Origin of the sequence: Herbidospora galbida (assembly GCF_005233835.1) — a bacterium.
GTDB classification, from domain to species: domain Bacteria; phylum Actinomycetota; class Actinomycetes; order Streptosporangiales; family Streptosporangiaceae; genus Herbidospora; species Herbidospora galbida.
Window position 1 is genome coordinate 1 of the sequence record NZ_SZQA01000031.1, and the last position, 18565, is coordinate 18565.

14 protein-coding genes and 1 rRNA gene are annotated in these 18565 nt (G+C 70.6%); 8 read left to right on the plus strand and 7 right to left on the minus strand.

What is annotated here, in order from left to right; all coding sequences use genetic code 11:
* Both rrf and FDA94_RS27385 read left to right on the plus strand, forming a co-directional pair.
* A 5S ribosomal RNA gene (gene rrf, locus FDA94_RS27380) occupies nt 1–85 on the plus strand; the annotation flags it as partial.
* 498 nt (nt 86–583) lie between these two features.
* Nucleotides 584–1468: a phenylalanine 4-monooxygenase gene (locus FDA94_RS27385; protein WP_137249958.1), complete on the plus strand. Its 885-nt coding sequence runs from the start codon at nt 584–586 to the stop codon at nt 1466–1468.
* Here FDA94_RS27385 and FDA94_RS27390 read toward each other — a convergent pair.
* The 5 genes from FDA94_RS27390 to FDA94_RS27410 all read right to left on the minus strand — a co-directional run bounded on the left by FDA94_RS27390 (nt 1458) and on the right by FDA94_RS27410 (nt 6756).
* Entirely contained in the window at nt 1458–2792 is a 1335-nt protein-coding gene (locus FDA94_RS27390) for a phosphodiester glycosidase family protein (RefSeq protein ID WP_246060184.1), read from the minus strand. The two genes, FDA94_RS27385 and FDA94_RS27390, sit on opposite strands and share 11 nt — an antisense overlap.
* A 243-nt stretch (nt 2793–3035) precedes the next feature.
* Nucleotides 3036–3257 (minus strand): hypothetical protein, encoded by a 222-nt coding sequence (locus tag FDA94_RS27395; protein ID WP_034382748.1) that lies wholly within the window; start codon nt 3255–3257, stop codon nt 3036–3038.
* Nucleotides 3258–3350: 93 nt separating this feature from the next.
* Nucleotides 3351–4385 carry a DmpA family aminopeptidase gene (locus tag FDA94_RS27400; protein ID WP_137249960.1) on the minus strand — a complete coding sequence of 345 codons (1035 nt, stop codon included), beginning with the start codon at nt 4383–4385 and terminating at the stop codon, nt 3351–3353.
* Nucleotides 4382–5980, minus strand: a complete 1599-nt coding sequence (locus tag FDA94_RS27405; protein WP_137249961.1) for a PucR family transcriptional regulator — start codon at nt 5978–5980, stop codon at nt 4382–4384. The genes FDA94_RS27400 and FDA94_RS27405 overlap by 4 nt, the downstream gene beginning before the upstream one ends.
* 26 nt (nt 5981–6006) lie before the next feature.
* On the minus strand, nt 6007–6756 hold the full coding sequence (locus FDA94_RS27410; protein WP_137249962.1) for a TetR/AcrR family transcriptional regulator C-terminal domain-containing protein: 750 nt from the start codon (nt 6754–6756) through the stop codon (nt 6007–6009).
* A gap of 54 nt (nt 6757–6810) precedes the next feature.
* Between FDA94_RS27410 and FDA94_RS27415 the strand changes: the two genes are divergently transcribed.
* From FDA94_RS27415 to FDA94_RS27425, 3 genes are all read left to right on the plus strand, one after another.
* Nucleotides 6811–8292 carry an MFS transporter gene (locus FDA94_RS27415; protein ID WP_137249963.1) on the plus strand — a complete coding sequence of 494 codons (1482 nt, stop codon included), beginning with the start codon at nt 6811–6813 and terminating at the stop codon, nt 8290–8292.
* Nucleotides 8293–8359: 67 nt separating this feature from the next.
* A complete protein-coding gene (locus FDA94_RS27420; RefSeq protein ID WP_137249964.1) occupies nt 8360–9637 on the plus strand; it encodes an aspartate aminotransferase family protein in 1278 nt (425 codons plus the stop codon).
* Between the two features lie 34 nt (nt 9638–9671).
* Nucleotides 9672–11150 carry a CoA-acylating methylmalonate-semialdehyde dehydrogenase gene (locus FDA94_RS27425; protein WP_137249965.1) on the plus strand — a complete coding sequence of 493 codons (1479 nt, stop codon included), beginning with the start codon at nt 9672–9674 and terminating at the stop codon, nt 11148–11150.
* On the opposite strand, the gene FDA94_RS27430 is transcribed toward FDA94_RS27425, so the two are convergent.
* Nucleotides 11147–12541 (minus strand): MFS transporter, encoded by a 1395-nt coding sequence (locus FDA94_RS27430; RefSeq protein WP_246060185.1) that lies wholly within the window; start codon nt 12539–12541, stop codon nt 11147–11149. The two genes, FDA94_RS27425 and FDA94_RS27430, sit on opposite strands and share 4 nt — an antisense overlap.
* Before the next feature lie 372 nt (nt 12542–12913).
* On the opposite strand from FDA94_RS27430, the gene FDA94_RS27435 reads away from it, so the two are divergent.
* Nucleotides 12914–14071 (plus strand): type 2 periplasmic-binding domain-containing protein, encoded by a 1158-nt coding sequence (locus tag FDA94_RS27435; RefSeq protein WP_137249966.1) that lies wholly within the window; start codon nt 12914–12916, stop codon nt 14069–14071.
* Nucleotides 14072–14161: 90 nt separating this feature from the next.
* Nucleotides 14162–15364 (plus strand): saccharopine dehydrogenase family protein, encoded by a 1203-nt coding sequence (locus tag FDA94_RS27440; protein WP_062441557.1) that lies wholly within the window; start codon nt 14162–14164, stop codon nt 15362–15364.
* A 354-nt stretch (nt 15365–15718) separates the two neighbouring features.
* On the opposite strand, the gene gabT is transcribed toward FDA94_RS27440, so the two are convergent.
* A complete protein-coding gene (gene gabT / locus FDA94_RS27450) occupies nt 15719–17065 on the minus strand; it encodes a 4-aminobutyrate--2-oxoglutarate transaminase (protein WP_137249968.1) in 1347 nt (448 codons plus the stop codon).
* A gap of 99 nt (nt 17066–17164) precedes the next feature.
* Between gabT and FDA94_RS27455 the strand changes: the two genes are divergently transcribed.
* A complete protein-coding gene (locus FDA94_RS27455; RefSeq protein WP_137249969.1) occupies nt 17165–18541 on the plus strand; it encodes a PucR family transcriptional regulator in 1377 nt (458 codons plus the stop codon).
* Nucleotides 18542–18565: the final 24 nt, after the last annotated feature.

The following is an 18565-nucleotide window of genomic DNA, read 5'->3' on the forward strand; positions in this document are numbered from 1 at the left end:
TTACATTCCGAACCCGGAAGTTAAGCCCTCCAGCGCCGATGGTACTGCACCGGGGACGGTGTGGGAGAGTAGGACACCGCCGGACAATCTTTATATCGAAGGCCCCGATCGTTGATCGGGGCCTTCGGCGTTTCGTGGGGGTATTGCCCGGCCTTGTGGCCGGGCTTTCTGCGTTTCTGAGGCGAACTCCGACCCGAAACGGCCACGTTTGTGGTCTGGCCGCGCAGTCGGGCCTCCGTCGTTTCCGGTGGAGAAGCCGACCCCTGGAAGGCCGGCGATGACAGCTGCCGGTCGAGCGTTCACGGGAGTGCGCGAGGCATGCGGCCTCAGGTTTGCGGAGCCGAGGTTGGCCTGCTGAACCATGCCGAGTCGAGGAGACAGGTCACACCCGTCCCAGCCCGGCACCGCCCCCGCACCCGGTCCCAGCCCATCACCCCCACGGACAGCCCCGCCAAACCCGACCCCCCGTACACCCCGCAAACTGTCCACTCGCCACCCCGCCCAGCCGAGCAAATTGACCACATTGTCTAGGTTGAGCTGCGGATACTTGCTCTTCTGCCTCCCCTCTTGTTGTCATTTGTAGATGTTCGAGGAAGCGCAGTACTTCGCTCCTGTCGCCGCCAACGAGGACGGGTCCGTCACCGTTGAGCTGGCCAAGAGCCATCCGGGGTTCGCCGACCCCGTATATCGGGCGCGTCGCAACGCCATCGCCGGGCTCGCCGTGGGTTACACGCGGGGGGAGCCCATCCCGCACGCCGAGTACTCCGACGAGGAGCACGAGGTCTGGACCCTGGTCACCCGGGAGCTGGCCGTCAAGCATCAGAAGTACGCCATCGCCGAGTTCCTCGACGCCGCCGAGGCGCTCGGGCTGCCGAAGGATCGGATCCCGCAGCTCGAAGAGGTCAGTGAGCTGCTGAAGCCGCTGACCGGGTTCCGCTACCTGCCGGCCGCGGGGCTGGTGCCGCTGCGGGAGTTCTACGGGGTGCTGGCGGACTCGTACTTCCACTCGACGCAGTACATCCGGCACCACTCGGTGCCCTTCTACACCCCGGAGCCTGACGTCATCCACGAGGTCATCGGGCACGGCAACACGCTGGCGTCCCCGCGGTTCGCGGCGCTCTACCGGCTCGCGGGGCAGGCGGCGCGGCGGGTCGAGACGGCCGAGGCGCTGGAGTTCGTCTCGAAGGTCTTCTGGTTCACCCTCGAGTTCGGGGTCATGCGGGAGGGGCGCGATCTGAAGGCCTATGGGGCCGGGATCCTCAGCTCGTACGGCGAGATCGAGGAGTTCCGGGGGATGGACATCCGGCCCCTGGACGTCACCGTCATGGGCACGACGGCCTATGACATCACGAAGTACCAGGACGTGCTCTTCGAGGCGGCCTCGTTCGACCACCTCGAAGACGTCGTCGGTCAGTTCTGGGCGTCGTGCGATGACGAGATGATCGCCAAGTTGCGCACTACGGCTTGATCAGGAGGGCGTCGCCGACCGCGCGCTCCGCGCCGTCGGAGGGCTTGTTGACGACCTTGCCCTTGACGACCATGGCGCTGGAGCCGCCGCCGTCGAGGTTGATGGCGTCGCGGGCGCCCAGCCACTGCATGACGCGGGCGGCCTCGTGGAAGGAGGCGCCGACGGTCTGGCCCGGTGCGCGGCCGTCGACGACGGCCAGGATCAGTTTGCCGTTCCTCGTCACGCCCGCGAGGGTGCGGGGGTGGCGGCGGACGATCATGTTGATGTTGGCCATGCCGTCGGTGGAGGCGGTGATCCAGGTCTTGCCGTTCTTCACCAGGCCCACGCCGCCGCCGACGATGTGGGTGTCGGGGGTGAGCGGAACGGTCCGCTTCTTGCGCAGGTCGGTGACCGTCGTCTTGAGCTGGACCTTGCCGCCCTCCGGGGCGTAGGCGGCGAGCCAGTCGGCTCCGGCGCCGACGCCCTGTAGCACCCGCATGCCCTTCATGATCTTGGCGCCGGGCGAGCGGACGGCCGTGACGACGCCGTCGGGGTCGATCACGACCTCGGTCGCGCCGACCTTCGGGGTGCTGGCGCCGAACTCCTCGGTGTAGAGGACGAGTTCGCCGTCCTTGCCGACGCGGTTCACGCCCGCGACGGGGGCCAGCGCGCCGCCGGCCGCGACGTTCACGGCCGACTTGAGTTCGGTGATGCGGGCGGTGCGGCCCTTCAGGACCACCGCCGTACGGCCCTCGACGGCCTCGCTGAGCAGTTTGCCGCCGACGACCGAGATGCCGGTCGGGTCGCCCCGGTAGGCGGCGCCCGTGTGGATGTCGAAGAAGCCGCCGTTGACGCCGGCGATGGCGCCGGAGCCCTTGGCCATGTCGGTGACGCGTTCCCGGACGGCCGTCTTCTTGCCGAGGCTGGCGGCGAAGCTGCCGCGGAAGGACCTCGGGTCGACCATGAGGATCTTCATCGACCAGGGGCCCGCGGTGACGAAGCCGTCGTCGCCCGTGTAGTCGGCCTTGGCGCTGACGCCGGCCTTCTTGAGCTCCTTGACGACCTTGTCGGCCTCCTTCTTCTCACTGAGGGGCCACTGGCCGACGCGGACCATCCAGTAGTCCTGCGCGGGGTAGTCGGCGATCGCCGGCCGGGTGAACTTCACCACCACCGGTTCGAACCCCGCCATCTGCACGGCGAGCGCCTGCTTCTCCGCCGTGCGCTGGGTGAACGCGTCGTTCGCGCCGGCCAGCACGCTGACGGTGTAGCCGTCCTTGTTCGTGCCGTGGCGCAAGGTGATGTATTCGATGCCCGGTATGACCATCTTCGAGGTCGTCTTCGCCAAACCGGGAACACCCAGCGGAAAGCTCGACGACGGCAGTCCCGTGGTCTTCTGGCTGTCGGCAAAAACCGGCATAACCGGCAAAAGGGATGCCAGTGCGGTAATTGCGACGGTCAGACGGCCTCTCATATGGTCTCTCCCCAATAGTGGACGTGAGTGACCATCGTGGCGAGATTGCCGCTTATAAGTGGGCGAAACACGCCAATCGGTATGAGAAATCTCGACTGAATTGAGTATTTCGCCTGGTCAATACCCGGTCGTCGCCTGACGGACGAACTCCTGCGGGGAAAGCGCCTCGATGAAGCCGATCCGCCCGTCGTCGAACCGGCGCAGGCCCCAGTAGTGGCCGGTGGCGGAGCCGTACCAGATGCTCCAGTGGGGGAAGCGCGCCGACAGGGCGCGTACGATCGCGCGGTGGTCGGGGGCCGGGAAGGCGCGGGGCGGGGTCTCGGATTCGGTTATCGTCACGTTCCGAGACAATCACGTCCCGGAGGGTGAACCCGGAATGCCCGAATCGTGGGGTGGGGCAGGTTTTACACCTGGTGGAAACGAATCCTTATCTCACCTTGTCGCGGGTAGGAGAGACGCCAGCCGGGCGCCGTCGAGGCCCTCGACGGTCAGGCCGCCGAAACCGGTCATCGTCTCCCCTGCCACGAGCGCGTTGACGATCGCCTCCTCGGTGGCCTCGATGACGGCGTGGTAGAGCGGGTCGAGGTGGTCGTCGGCCATGACGGTCACCCGGTAGGTCGGCGGCACCTCCGCGTCGAGCACGTTCACCGGCAGGTTCCGGTTGCCCACGCTGAAGCACAGGAAGCCGTCGCCGCTCGAGTTCTCGCCCGCGCCGCCCGTGCGGCCGACGCCGAGCCCGGCGCGCTGGGCCAGGCGGGCGCACTGGTGCGGGAGCAGCGGTGCGTCGGTGGCCACGATCCCGATGATCGACCCGGCGCCCTCGTGGGGGACCTCCGAGGCGCCCAGACGGCGGCCGACGTCGACGCCGTTCACGGTGAGCCGCTCGCGGCGCCCGTGGTTGGCCTGCACGTAGACGCCGACCGTGTACCCGCCGGCGACCCGCGAGGCGGTGCCCGCGCCGCCCTTGAAGCCGTGGCAGATCATCCCGGTGCCGCCGCCGACCGCGCCCTCCGCGACGGGGCCCCCGGCCGCGCCTGAGAACGCCGCGACGACGTGCTCGGCGGTCACGTGGCGGCCGGTGATGTCGTTCAGGGAGCCGTCCCAGGTCTCGCCGACCACGGGCAGCGACCAGCCCTGGCCGCCGGGGTCGAGGGCCGACAGGGCGTCGCGGACCACGCCGACCGATCCGGTGCTGGTCAGGCCGATGGGGGAGGCGAGCATGCCGAGTTCCCGCACGTACGCCAAACCGGTCAGCTCGCCGTTGCCGTTGAGCCAGTGGTAGCCGGCGAACACCGGCTCGGCGAAGGTGTCGCCCTCGTGCGGCAGGATGACCGTCACGCCGGTCCGCACCGACGCCCCCGAGACGAGCGTCGTGTGGCCTACCCGCACTCCCGGCACGTCGGTGATGGCGTTGTGCGCGCCCGGCGCGAAGGTCCCGATCACGATGCCGTGGTCGCGCGCTCTCATCGGGTCTCCCGGAACGACTCCAGCGCCAGCAGCGCGACGTGCAGCGACAGGCAGGAGTCGACGTCGTCGAGGTCGGTCGACAGCACCCGTTCCAGCCGGCGCAGGCGGTCGTAGAAGGCCGGCCGCGACAGGTGGGCGCGCTGGGCGGCGACCGCCTTGTTGCGGCCCGCCTCCAGGTAGATGCGCAGGATGCGGGTCAGGTCGGAGTTGCGCTGGGCGTCGTGGGCCAGCAGCGGGCCGAGTTCCCGTTCGGCGAAGGTCTGCAGCCGGGCGTCGTCGCGCAGCAGGTGCAGCAGCCCCCGCAGGCGCAGGTCGGGCAGCCGGTAGTAGGGGCGGCCGTCGGGCTGGCGGACGGCCACGTCGGCGACCTGTTCGGCTTCGAGGAAGCTGCGGCGTACGTCACGGAGGGAGTCGACCGTCGAACCGGCGGCGAGGACCGCCCCGGCGGCGCGGAGCCGCTCGGCCAGGGTGTTGAGCGCGGCCTCCGCGCCCACGCGGGGCGGCAGCGGCAGCAGCACGCCGACGTGGGCCTGGTCGAGCGCGCCCACCAGGGCGGGCAGCCGGGCGTCGCGGCAGGCGGCGGCGGTGAGGTCGGCCAGGTCGGCGAGCCGGGCCTGGTCGTCGAAGGCGCCCTCGCCGAGCGTGGTCGGCCTGATCACGACGCTGACCAGCTTGCGGCCGGTCAGCGGCACGCCCACCGCGCGGGCGCGGGCGGCGGCCTCGTCGGGGTCGGCGTAGGCGTGGCTGAGGATGCCGGTGAGGATCGTGCCGTGGGCCTGGCGCTCAAGGGAGAGCTGGTGGCGTTCGAGGAGACGTCCGAGAGCGAGGGTGGTCGCGGCCCGTTCGGCCAGCACGATGTCGCGCGGCCCCGGCGGGCGGTCGGCGAGCAGGATCAGCCGGCCCCAGTCCTGGCCGCGGGCGCCGACCACGGTGACCAGCCAGCCGGCGGCCTCGTCGTAGGCGGTGCGGCCCTCGGGGGAGACCGCCCGCGAGCGGGTCTCCCAGCTGGCCAGCAGGGCGCCGACGTCCTGCCCGGCCGAGTCGCAGGCGAGCACCTGGTGGGCCAGGTTCTCCAGCATGACCGGGCGGCCGGAGAAGCGGGCCACCTGGGCGAGCACCTCGGCCGGCGACGCGCCCTCGACCGAGAGCTCGGTGAAGATCTCGTGGAGCTGCTCGGAGGCCCGCAGCTCCTGGATCTGCGAGTCGATGATCATGTTGTGAACCGACTCGGTGATCTGCACGAACGGCGTCTCGCGGGCCAGCGTGATCAGCGGCAGCCCGTGGTCTTCGGCCGACCTGACCACCGCGGCGGGCAGTTCGCGGACGAACCGGCGGCCCAGTTCGACGACCAGGCCGGAGGCGCCGACCTGGGCCAGGTCGGCCACGTAGTCGGCCAGCTTGTCGGGCTCGGGCGGCAGCGCGACGCCGGTGGTGAGCACCAGCTCGCCGCCGCGCAGAAGGGGGGCGATGTCGGTGATCTCGCCCACGTGGACCCAGCGGACCCGGCCGCTCAGCCGGTCGGCGCCCGCCACCACGGTGGGGTCGCCGCGCCGGACCGTGTCGAGAGAGAGCACGTCCGCGACGGTGGGGAGCATGTCAGCGACATTAGCCGCTCAACGTCTCATTTTGTCAGGTGGTTTTCCGACATATCCGCACTTCGGGGGAGCCGCATGGCCAGCCCGTCGAGCATCGAGATCAGCCCGAAGTCGAACGAGAGCTGCCGATGGGCGATCGGGTCGATCGTGCTCTCGACGGCTTCCTGGAAGCGCGCGTGGATTTCGGGGTGGGTGCGGGCGGCCTCTTCGACCAGCGGGGCGAGATCCTCCTGGGCCTGCGCCATGGTGATGCCCCGGCTCTTGAGCGCCGAGGTGTAGGCCGCTTCGGGCGCGGTGGCGCCGATCGTGTACGACAGCACCGCCGCCCCCGCGTAGTCGATGTCGGTCCCCCGGAAGCCCGCGCGTTCCAGGGCCGTGCAGAGCGTGGCCGAGCAGTTCATGGCGTTGGGGCCGAGCGCGGGGAGCGAGCCGAGCACGAAGGTGAACCAGGGGTGGGCCATGATCGCGGCGCGCAGCCCCCAGGCCACGTTGCTCGTCACCTCCCGCCAGCTGTCGGACGTCGGGATGCGGACCTCGCCGAAGACCTCGTCCATGGCCAGTTCGAGCAGTTCGTTCTTGTTGGCGACGTGCCAGTAGAGGCTGGTCGCCCCGGCGTCGAGCTTGGCGCCGAGTTTGCGCATGCTGAGCGCCTCCATGCCCTCGGCGTCGAGCAGCTCGACCGTCGCCTGCACGATCTGCTCACGGCTGAGGCCCTGCTGCGCGCGGCGGGGCTTGGATGCCCGCGTCCACACGCTGGTGAAGCGCTGTTCCGGCATCTGTCCACAGTAAATCGCTCGCACACTGTTCGAGAATCGTCGTACAGTGTGCGAGTGACCTCGAACACTGTACGAGACCCCCGGCGATGGTGGATTCTCGTCGCCCTCTGTCTCGCTCTGCTGACCATCGTGGTGGACAACACGGTCCTGAACCTGGCCATCCCGGCGCTCATGCGCGACCTCGGCGCCACGCCCGCCGACGTCCAGTGGATCATCGACGGCTACATCCTGGTCTTCGCCGGGCTGCTGCTCACCGCCGGATCCCTCTCGGACCGCTACGGCCGCCGCAAGGCCCTCGTCTTCGGCCTGGTGATCTTCGGGGCGTCGTCCGTCCTGGCCATGCTGGCCGCGGAGCCCTGGCACCTCATCGCGGCGCGGGTGCTGATGGGCGTGGGCGGCTCGTTCATGATGCCGTCGACCCTGTCGATCCTCATCACGGTCTTCGACGAGGACGAACGCCGCACGGCCATCGCCGCCTGGAGCGCGGTCGCCGGTGTCGGCGTGATCGCCGGGCCCACCCTCGGCGGATTCCTGCTCCACAACTACTACTGGGGATCGGTCTTCCTCCTCAACGTCCCCATCGCGATCGTCGCGATCATCGCCGCGCTGGTGCTGATGCCCGAGTCGAAGGGCGAGCCCCGGGGCTTCGACCCGATCGGCGTGGTGCTCTCGATCGTCGGCCTGAGCTCCGCCGTCTGGGTGGTGATCATGCTGCCCCAGGACGGCTTCAGCCCCCTCATGACGGCGGTCGCGGTGGCGGCGATCGGCGGGTTCGTCCTGTGGGAGCGCCGGGCCCCGCATCCGCTGCTGCCGCTGGAGCTGTTCCGGAACCGCTCGTTCTCCGGGGCGTCGTTCTCGATCGTGCTGCTCTCGTTCGGCGCGGGCGCGCTCATGCTGGCGCTCACCCAGTACCTGCAGTTCGTCCTCGGGTACGCGGCCCTCCAGGCCGGCCTCGCCCTGGTGCCGTACGTGCTGGCGTCCTTCGTCTTCAGCGGCGTCGGGGCGGCGCTGGGCAAGAAGGTGTCCAACAAGACCCTGATCGTGTCGGGCCTGACCGTGCTGGCCGCCGCCTTCGGCCTGCTCTCCACGCTCGACGTCGCCGACGGCTACGGCTTCCTGATCACCTGCCTCATCGTCATGGGGGTGGGCGGCGGCCTGGCCGGTCCGGCGGCCTACGCGACCCTGATGGGCGCGGTGCCGCCCAAGCACGCCGGGGTCGGCTCGGCGCTCAACGACACCGTGCAGCAGGTCGGGGCCGCCCTGTCGATCGCCGTGCTGGGGAGCGTGCTGGCGGCGGCGTACACGGCGGCGATGCCGGAGGGCGCGCCGGCCGCGGCGCGGGAGTCGGTCAACGCGGCCCTGGACAGCGGGGTCGCCGAACTGGTGCGGGCGGGCAAGGAGTCGTTCCTGTCGGCGATGTCGATCGGGTCGTGGGTGGGAGCCGGGTTCACGCTGCTCGCGGCCCTGGTCGCGCTGCTCGTGCTGCCCCGGAAGACGCCCGTCGCCGAGCCGGTCGCCGAGCCCGTCAAGATGTAAGGGAAAGCCGGGATGGTCCGACATGATGTGGGTATGGCCCGAACCCATGAGCCGGGATACTCAAGGCATGTCGGACCTTCTTGCCCGCCACCGCGCGGTGATGCCCAACTGGCTGGCCCTCTACTACAACGAGCCCATCGAGATCGTCAGCGGTAAGGGCAACCGCGTCGTCGACGCGGACGGCAAGTCCTACCTCGACTTCTTCGCCGGGATCCTGACCAACATGATCGGGTACGACGTCGCCGAGGTCCGCGACGCCGTGGAGCGCCAGATCGCCACCGGGGTCGTGCACACCTCGACCGTCTATCTGCTGCGCGGTCAGGTCGAGCTGGCCGAGAAGATCGCCCGCCTGTCGGGCATCCCGGACGCCAAGGTCTTCTTCACCAACTCCGGCACCGAGGCCAACGAGACCGCCCTGCTGCTGGCCACCTACGCCCGCAAGACCGACCAGGTCCTGGCGATGCGGCAGAGCTACCACGGCCGGTCGTTCGGCACCGTCGCGGTCACCTCGAACCGGTCGTGGAAGAACAACTCCCTGTCGCCGCTGAACGTGCACTTCCTGCACGGCGCCGACCGGCACCTGACCCAGTTCCGGGGCATGTCCGACGAGCAGTACATCGCGGCCTGCGTCGACGACCTGCGGCACGTGCTGGCCACCGCCGTCGGCGGCGACGTCGCCGCGCTCATCGCCGAGCCGATCCAGGGCGTGGGCGGGTTCACCATGGCCCCCGACGGGCTGTTCCGGGCCTACCGCGAGGTGCTCGACGAGCAGGGGATCCTGTTCATCTCCGACGAGGTGCAGACGGGCTGGGGCCGGACCGGATCGGCGTTCTTCGGCATCCAGAACCACGGCGTGACGCCCGACATGATGACCTTCGCCAAGGGCCTGGGCAACGGCTTCGCCGTCGGCGGCGTCGTCGCGCGCGGCGACCTGATGGACAACCTGCACGCCGTCGGCCTGGCCACCTTCGGCGGCAACCCGGTCGCCATGGCCGCCGCCAACGCCACCCTCGACTACGTGCTCGACCACGACCTGCAGGCCAACGCGGCGAAGACCGGCGCCGTCATCATCGACGGCCTGCGCGAGGCCGCCCCCCGCCTGCCGGTGGTCGGCGACGTGCGCGGCAAGGGCCTCATGTTCGCCGTCGAACTGGTCGGCCCCGACGGTTCCCCGTCGCCCGAGCTGGCCGCCAAGTTCATGGAAGAGACGAAGAAGCTCGGCCTGCTCGCGGGCAAGGGCGGTCTCTACGGCCACACCATCCGCATGGCCCCGCCCCTCACCCTGACCGAGGAGGAGGCCCGCGAAGGCCTGGGCATCATCGTGACCGCACTGGAGAACCTGTGAACTGGGCCCTGTCACGAACACTTGGGGGGAAGCCGTGACCGAGAAGCGCATCACCCACTGGATCGGCGGAGCCGCCCGGGACTCCGAGCGGTCCGGCGACGTCTACAACCCGGCGACCGGCGCGGTGAGCGCCCACGTGGCGCTGGCCTCCGTCGACGACGTCGACGCCGCCGTCGCCGCCGCGAAGGCCGCGTTCCCCGCCTGGCGGGACGCGTCGCTGGTCAAGCGCGCCCACGTGCTCTTCAGGTTCCGTGAGCTCCTGTACGCCAACCGCGACGCCCTCGCCGCCCTCATCTCGGCCGAACACGGCAAGGTCCAGTCCGACGCCCTCGGCGAGGTGGCGCGCGGCCTGGAGGTCGTCGAGTTCGCCTGCGGCATCCCGCACCTGCTGAAGGGCGGCTTCTCGGAGAACGTCTCGACCAACGTCGACTCCTTCTCCATCCGCCAGCCGCTCGGCGTCGTCGCCGGGATCACCCCGTTCAACTTCCCGGCCATGGTGCCGATGTGGATGTTCCCGGTGGCCATCGCCTGCGGCAACGCGTTCATCCTGAAGCCGTCGGAACGCGACCCGTCGGCCTCGCTGCTGATCGCCGACCTGTGGCAGCAGGCGGGCCTGCCCGACGGCGTCTTCAACGTCGTCCAGGGCGACAAGGTCGCCGTCGACCGGCTGCTCGCGCACCCCGACGTGAAGGCCGTCAGCTTCGTCGGCTCGACCCCGATCGCCCGCTACGTCTACGAGACCGGCACCGCCAACGGCAAGCGCGTGCAGGCGCTGGGCGGCGCGAAGAACCACATGCTGGTGCTTCCGGACGCCGATCTCGACCTGGTGGCCGACTCGGCCGTCTCGGCCGGCTTCGGCTCGGCGGGCGAGCGCTGCATGGCCATCTCGGTCGTCCTGGCCGTCGACCCGATCGGCGACGAACTGGTCGAGAAGATCGCGGAGCGGGCCCGCAAGATCAAGGTCGGCCCCGGCGACGACCCCGCCTCGGAGATGGGCGCCCTGGTCACCAGGGTCCACCGCGACAAGGTCGCCTCCTACCTCGACCTCGGCGAAGGCAAGATCGTCGTGGACGGCCGGGAGAACCTCCCCGACGGCGACGGCTTCTGGCTCGGCCCGACGGTCGTCGACCACGTGCCGCCGGGCTCCCGCACCCACCGCGAGGAGATCTTCGGGCCGGTCCTCTCGGTGGTCAGGGTGGCCTCCTACGAGGAGGGCCTGACCCTGATCAACGAGGGAGAGTACGGCAACGGCACCGCCATCTTCACCAACGACGGCGGCGCCGCCCGCAGGTTCCAGAACGAGGTCGAGGTCGGCATGGTCGGCGTGAACGTGCCGATCCCGGTCCCGATGGCCTTCTACAGCTTCGGCGGCTGGAAGGCCAGCCTCTTCGGCGACACCCACGTCCACGGGGTGGAGGGCGTGCACTTCTACACCCGTGGGAAGGTCGTCACCTCACGGTGGCTCGACCCCTCCCACGGGGGTGTGAACCTGGGCTTCCCGACGAACGGTTAGCGGGACTTGCGGGCCAGGAACACCAGCGCCACGACGATCGAGACGGCCATCAGCCCGGCTCCCACCAGGAAGACCGCGCTGTAGCCGGCCGTCGGAGTGTCGAAAGTGGCGGCGACGGTGGCCAGCCCGGCCAGCCCGAGCGAGCCGCCCACCTGCCGGGAGGCCCCGAGCACGCCGGAGACCAGCCCCGACTCCTCACGTCGCACCCCGTTGGTCGCGAGCACGACCAGCGGGGTGAACGCCAGCCCGGCGCCCGCGCACATCAGGATGCCCGGGATCATCACGCCCAGGACGTAGCCGTCGAGCATGGCGGCCTGGAGCAGCATGCCGGCGATGGCCACCACGCTCGCGCCGAGCAGGAGCGTGCGCGGCGTCATCCGGCGCAGCAGGTAGGGCGCGCCGCGCCCGGTGGCGATCAGGGTCACCGCGTGGGGGAGGAACCCGAGGCCCGCCTCCAGCGGCGAGTAGCCGAGGTCGGTCTGCAGGTAGAGCGACAGGAAGTACCACATCGCGAAGAAGATCGCGCCCGACAGGACCTGGATGATCGTGGTCCCGGCGACCGTCCGCCGGGTCAGCAGCGCGAGCGGCACCAGCGGGCGGGCCGTCTTCGACTCGACCAGCACGAAGACCCCGAGGCCCAGCACGCCCAGGGCCAGCGGCACCAGCGAGACCGGCGACGCCCAGCCGTGTTCGTGGGTCTCGACCGTGCCGTAGGCGATGGCCGTCAGCGCGCCCGTGACCAGGGCCGCGCCGGGCAGGTCGAGCCGGGCCGAGCCCTCGGGCCGGTCGCGGGCGATCACCCGCAGGCCGGTGACCACGATGGCCAGGCCGATCGGCACGTTGATCAGCAGCGTCCAGCGCCAGGACAGCAGTTCGGTGAGGGTGCCGCCGAGGATGCCGCCCGCCGCGCCCCCGGCGGCGCCGACGGCGTTCCAGGCCGAGATGGCGGCGGTGCGGCGCGGCCCTTCGGCGAAGGTCGTGGTCAGGATCGTGAGGGTGGTCGGGGCCAGCACGGCCGCGCCGACGCCCTGCAGGACCCGCGCCGCGATCAGCAGCCCCGGGTCGGCGGCCATGCCGCCCAGCAGGCTGGCCAGCGCGAACACGGTCACGCCGGTGAGGAAGACGCGCTTGCGGCCGAACAGGTCGGCGGCCCTGCCGCCGAGCAACATGAGCCCGGCGAAGGTGAGCGCGTAGGCGTTGACGACCCACTGGAGGCCCGTCTCGGTGAAGCCGAGCTCGGCGCGCATCGCGGGCAGCGCCACGTTCACGATCGACACGTCGAGCACGACCATGAACTGGCCGAGACAGGCCAGCACGATGACGGCGACGGCGGCGCGGCCGAGCGGCGCGTCCTCGTCGGTGCCGGAGGGGGCGGCGACGGGCGCGGTCACGAGGCCCACCCCGCGGCGACCCACTGGTCGCGGTCGCCGGACCAGGACGCGGCCGCGCCCACGATGCCGGCCTTGCGGGCGGCGCCCGGCGCCGGGGAGACGGTCACGGTGGGAGAACCCCTGCGGATCGTCGGCGTAGCAAAGGCCGGAGACCTCCGGCCGAGCGTGTTGGGGGTTCGAGCGGGGGAAACGGTCGTGGTCATGCGCCGGACCGCTTGGCGATCATCGCCGTGGTGGGGCAGGGTGACGGGAACTGGGTGGAGCTCATGGGCTCGACTCTACGGAGGCTCACTGACAGAACTCACTCGGATATTGGTCCTAGGACCTGCGAGTAGGCTTCCGGGGAGTCCGGTTCCAGGCCGTGGAGGATCGTTGGCGTCGCGTCGTCTCACCGCCCTCGCCGGGGCCGCCGTTCTGCTGCTGGCCGCCTGTGGTCAGCAGGTCGCCTCCGCGCCCGCCCCCTCGTCCTCCGCGTCGAAGCCGGCGCCGTCCGCCACCCCGTCGCCGTCGCGCACCCCCTCGCCGTCGCCGACCGCCTCCGGCACGGGTGAGGGCGCGCTCACCGTCCTGGCGCCCCGTGGCTTCGTCGAGTGGGGCGGCAACGACCGCAAGGTGAACTGGGTCGCGCCGTTCGAGCGCGAGACCGGCTGCCGGGTGACCTACCGGCCGTGGGAGTACGTCGCCGGCAACCCCGTCAACGTCGACACCTTCGACGTGGTCGCGGCCGGGCCCGACCTGGCCGGGAAGCTGGTCGCCGACGGCGGCGCGGCCCGGATCGACACCGGGAAGGTGGCCGGATACTCCGGGCTGCCGAAGTGGGTCCGTGAGCTGGTCGGCGACCACGGCGTGCCCTACGTGTGGGACACCACCGTCGTGGCCGTGAAAGACGGCGCGAAGGGATCGATCTTCGACGCCGACGGGCCGGTGCTGCTCCGCGACACCCCGCTGACCATCGCCGACGCCGCCCTGTCGCTCGGGTTCGACAACCCCTACCAGCTCAGCCCCGAGCAGCTCGGCGAGGCCGTGACGCTGCTGGAGAAGAAGAAGGACGGCCGGGCCTACTGGCGCGACCCCGTCCAGGTGATCGAGGGGTTCGCGGGCGGGGCGACGATGGCCCAGGCCACGCCCTACGTGCTGGGCGGCATGGCCGGGGCCGGGCTCGGCGTCACCCGCGCCGCGGGGCCGGTCACCGGCTGGGTCATGTCATGGATGGTCTCCGCCCGCGCGGCCCATCCCTCGTGCGCCGAGAGCTGGCTCGAATGGTCGCTGCGGCCCGACGTGCAGCGCGAGGTCGCCTGGTGGACGGGCACCGCGCCGGCCAACCCGAAGGCGTGCACGTACAAGATCACTGACGACGCCCCGCCCGGCGAGGCCGCCAAGCAGAGCCGCGTCGAGACGCTGTGCGACGAGCACTCCGACAAGGGTGTGGTGTTCGCCACCTTCCCGGCCAAGGACTGCGGCGGCGAGGCGGGGTCGTGCACGGCCTACGAAGAGTGGATCAAGGCCTGGACCTCCCTCAAGGAGGAGTAGCCCTCAGGGCGCACGTTCACTGATTGGTGGACCAGTCGAATTTGGCCATCTTATTGAATGGTCAGTCAGTCAGCTGTTAGCCTGCTCCTCATGCGGATCCTCCTTGTCGGCGCTGGTGGCGTAGGTTCGGCCATGGTGGCCATCGCCTCGCGGCGCAGTTTCTACGACCACATCGTTGTTGCCGATTACGACGTGAACCGGGCCGTTTCCGCATGTGCCCGGATCGAAGACCCCCGTTTCTCGGCGATCGGGCTCGACGCCTCGAACGCGGCCGAGGTCGAGGCGGCCCTGCGGGCGCACGAGTGCGACGTGCTGTTCAACGCCGTCGACCCGCGCTTCGACATGCCGCTGTTCACCGCCGCCCTGAACGCCGGAGTGACCTACCTCGACATGGCGATGTCGCTCAGCGCCCGCCACCCCCAGCGCCCCTATGAGATGCCCGGCGTGAAGCTCGGCGACGACCAGTTCGCCCTCGCCGACCAGTGGGAGCAGCGCGACCAGCTGGCCCTCGTGGGCATGGGCGTCGAGCCCGGCCTCGCCGACGTGTTCGCCCGCTACGCCGCCGACCACCTCTTCGAGACCATCGAGGAGATCGGCATCCGCGACGGCTCCAACCTGCGCGTCGACGGCTACGACTTCGCCCCGACCTTCTCCATCTGGACCACCATCGAGGAGTGCCTGAACCCCCCGATCGTGTGGGAGGACGGCCGCTGGCACACCACCGAGCCGTTCAGCGAGCCCGAGGTGTTCGACTTCCCCGAGGGCATCGGCCCGGTCGAGTGCGTGAACGTCGAGCACGAAGAGGTGCTGCTGGTGCCCCGGTGGGTCGACACCCGCCGCGTCACCTTCAAGTACGGCCTCGGCAACGAGTTCATCGAGGTCCTGAAGACCCTGCGCAAGCTCGGCCTCGACTCGCCCGGCACCGTGAAGGTGAAGGGCCTGGACGTGTCGCCGCGCGACGTCGTGGCCGCCTCGCTGCCCGACCCCTCGACCCTCGGCGACCGCATGCGCGGCAAGACCTGCGCCGGCACCTGGGTCAAGGGCGTCGGCAAGGACGGCCGGGCGCGCGAGGTCTACCTCTACCACGTGGTCGACAACGAGTGGTCGATGCGTGAGTACGGCTGTCAGGCCGTCGTGTGGCAGACCGCGGTGCACCCGGTCGTCGCGCTGGAGCTGCTGGCGAACGGGGTCTGGAAGGGCAAGGGCGTGCTCGGCCCGGAGGCCTTCGACGCGGTGCCGTTCCTCGACCTGCTCACCGACTACGGCTCTCCTTGGGCGCTCCGCGAGCAGTGAGCTGCCGGTCGCCGCGTCTGGGCACGACCGGGAGAAGGGCTTCGGCGCAATCGTCACACGCGTGGACGGTGGTGTCGTCGGGCAACCGGCCGACTCGGACGCGGGGGCGAGGCCATTTCTTGTGGCAGACCACACAGGCGTCTCCGTCGCGCTGGAGCGAGGTGAGACCTGCCGGGTCGAACGTCAGCAAACCTGTCCGCCTCCTCGGTCATGTGTCGGAACCGTTATAACGCGACTACCTGGTGTGATCGACTAGCTCGACGCCAAGTCAGGGTTAAATGACTGGCATCCGACAGGGCGTAAGACAACAAAAGGGGCACCCGGCCACAAGCCGGGTGCCCGCTTTGTTATGAATTACACCTCACTGACGGCTTTTTCGAGGATGGTCAAACCCTCGTCGAGCAGGTGGTCCGGAATCACCAAAGGCGGGAGGAACCGGAGCACATTGCCGTACGTGCCGGCAGTCAGCACCACGAGCCCCTCGGCGTGGCACCGCTTGGCGATTTCCGACGCGGCGGCCGGGTTCGGGTCCTTCGTCCCCGGTACGACCAGCTCGATCGCCGTCATGGCACCCCGGCCACGTACGTCACCGATGATCCCGAAGCGCTCCTGGAGGCCGCGCAGGCGCGGCAGCATCACGTCGCCGATCGCGCGGGCCCGCTCGACCAGGCCCTCCTCCTCGATCGTCTCCAGCACGCCCAGGGCCGCCTCGCAGGCCACCGGGTTGCCGCCGTAGGTGCCACCCAGGCCGCCGGCGTGCACGGCGTCCATGAGCTCGGCGCGGCCGGTCACGGCGGCCAGCGGGAGGCCGCCCGCGATGCCCTTGGCCGTGGTGATGATGTCGGGCACGATGCCCTCGTCCTCGCACGCGAACATCTGGCCGGTCCGGGCGAAGCCGGTCTGGATCTCGTCGGCGATGAAGACGATCCCGTTGGCCTTGCAGAACTCCGCGATGCGCGGCAGGAAGCCCTTGGCCGGCACGATGAAGCCGCCCTCGCCGGCGATCGGCTCGATGATCACCGCGGCCACGTTCTCGGCCCCGATCTGCTTGGTGATCTGGTCGATCGCCTGCGCGGCGGCCTCCTCGGCCACGTTCTCGCCCGGCCACCGGTAGGGGTAGGCGAGCGGCATGCGGTAGACCTCGGGGGCGTAGGGCCCGAATCCCTGCTTGTACGGCATGTTCTTGGCCGTCAGGGTCATCGTCAGCAGGGTGCGGCCGTGGTAGCCGTGGTCGAAGGCGACCACCGCCGGGCGGCCGGTCGCCAGGCGGGCCACCTTGACGGCGTTCTCCACCGCCTCGGCGCCGCTGTTGACCAGGAAGGTGCGCTTCTCGTGGTCGCCCGGGGTGATCGCGTTGAGCTTCTCGCAGACGGCGACGTACGACTCGTAGGGCGTGATCATGAAGCAGGTGTGGGTGAAGTCGGCCACCTGGTTCTGGACCCGCTCGACCACCTTCGGGGCGGCGTTGCCGACGTTGGTGACGGCGATGCCCGAACCGAAGTCGATCAGGGAGTTGCCGTCGGCGTCGACCAGCACGCCGCCACCGGCCTTCGTCACGAAGACCGGCAGGGTGGTGCCCACGCCGGCGGGCACCGCCGACTGCTTGCGGGAGAACATCTCCCGCGACTTGGGGCCGGGGATCTCGGTGACGAGGCGGCGCTCCTGGGGAAGCCCCGGGCCGCCGTGGGCTGTAGTGGTCATGTGGTCGACGTTACGTCCCCCGGTGCGAAGTCTCGATGCTCCTACGTGGCAGAATCGGGGTTCGCCACGTGCCGGAATGGACAACAAGGGGGCCGATAGGTGGCGCCGTCCCTGCGCAGGATCACCGCGATGGCCGGGCTGCGGGTGCTGGCCGGGCCGGGCGCGCTCGACCGCCCGGTGCGCTGGGTCGCGGTGAGCGAGCTGGAGGATCCCACGCCGTTCCTGGAGGGCGACGAGCTGGTGCTCACCACCGGGATGCGGACGGCCTCGTGGCGACCGTACATCACCCGGCTCGTCGACCGCGGCGTCGCGGGCCTCGGCTTCGGCATCGGCCTCAGCCACGCGCGGGTGCCCGCCGAGCTGGTCGCGGCGGCGGCCGAGGCCGGGTTGCCGCTGGTCGAGGTGGCCAGGGAGACCCCCTTCATCGCCATCGGGAAGGCCGTCAGCGACCTGCTGGCCGCCGAGCACTACGAGGAGATCACCGGGGCCTTCGAGGCCCAGGGACGCCTGACCAGGGCCGCCCTGCGCGGCGACGGCGCGGCCTCGGTGGCCGACCGGCTGGCCAGGGAGCTCGGCGGCTGGGTGGTGCTGCTCGACGAGACCGGCACGGTCCGGCACGCCACCCCGCCCGAGGCGGAGGAGCGCGCGGCCGGGCTGCGCAGCGAGTTCGCCCGGCTCAGGAGCGGCGCGGCGGCCGTCGCGCTGGCCGGGCCGGAGGAGAACGTCGTGGTCCAGCCGCTCGGCGGGCGCGGCTTCTTCGCCGTCGGCGCGGGCCACCCCTTCACGCCGATCGCCCACACGATCGTCAACGCGGCGGCCTCCCTGCTGACCCTGGCGCTGGAGCAGGGCACGGCGCCCGAGCGGCTGCGTTCGGCGGTCCTCCGGCTGCTGGTCGCGGGGGAGACCGAGACGGCCCGCGCGGTCCTGTCGGACGTCGGCGTGACGCTGCCGGACGACCCGGTGGTGGTCCTGGCCGTGGCCGAGAGCGGCCCGATCAGGGCCTTCCACGCGCCCCACGGCGACGTGACCATCGTGATCTGCGCCGAACCGGAGCTGCCGGGACTGCGCGACGCCTTCGACGAACCGGTGGGGATCAGCCTTCCGGGTCCGCTGAGCGGCGTCGCGACCGCCGTCGACCAGGCGGTGCGGGCCTACCGGGCCGGGCGGGGCAAGCTGAACTTCGCCGACCTGGCGGGCCAGGGACTGCTGGACCTGCTCGACTCGGGTGCGGTGCGGGCCTACGCGGAGGTGCTGCTCGCCCCGCTCGACGAGCAGCGCGGTGACCTGCGGGAATCTCTGCGCGCCTACCTGGCCTGCAACGGCCACTGGGACGCCGCGGCGCAGCGGTTGGGCGTGCACCGGCACACCCTGCGCTATCGCATGAAGAAGGCGGCCGAACTGCTCGGCCGCGACCTCGACGACCCGGCCGCGCGAGCGGAACTCTGGATCGCCCTCAACGCTCCCCGGGCATCGTGAACGACGCGCGGCTCGTCGCTGAGC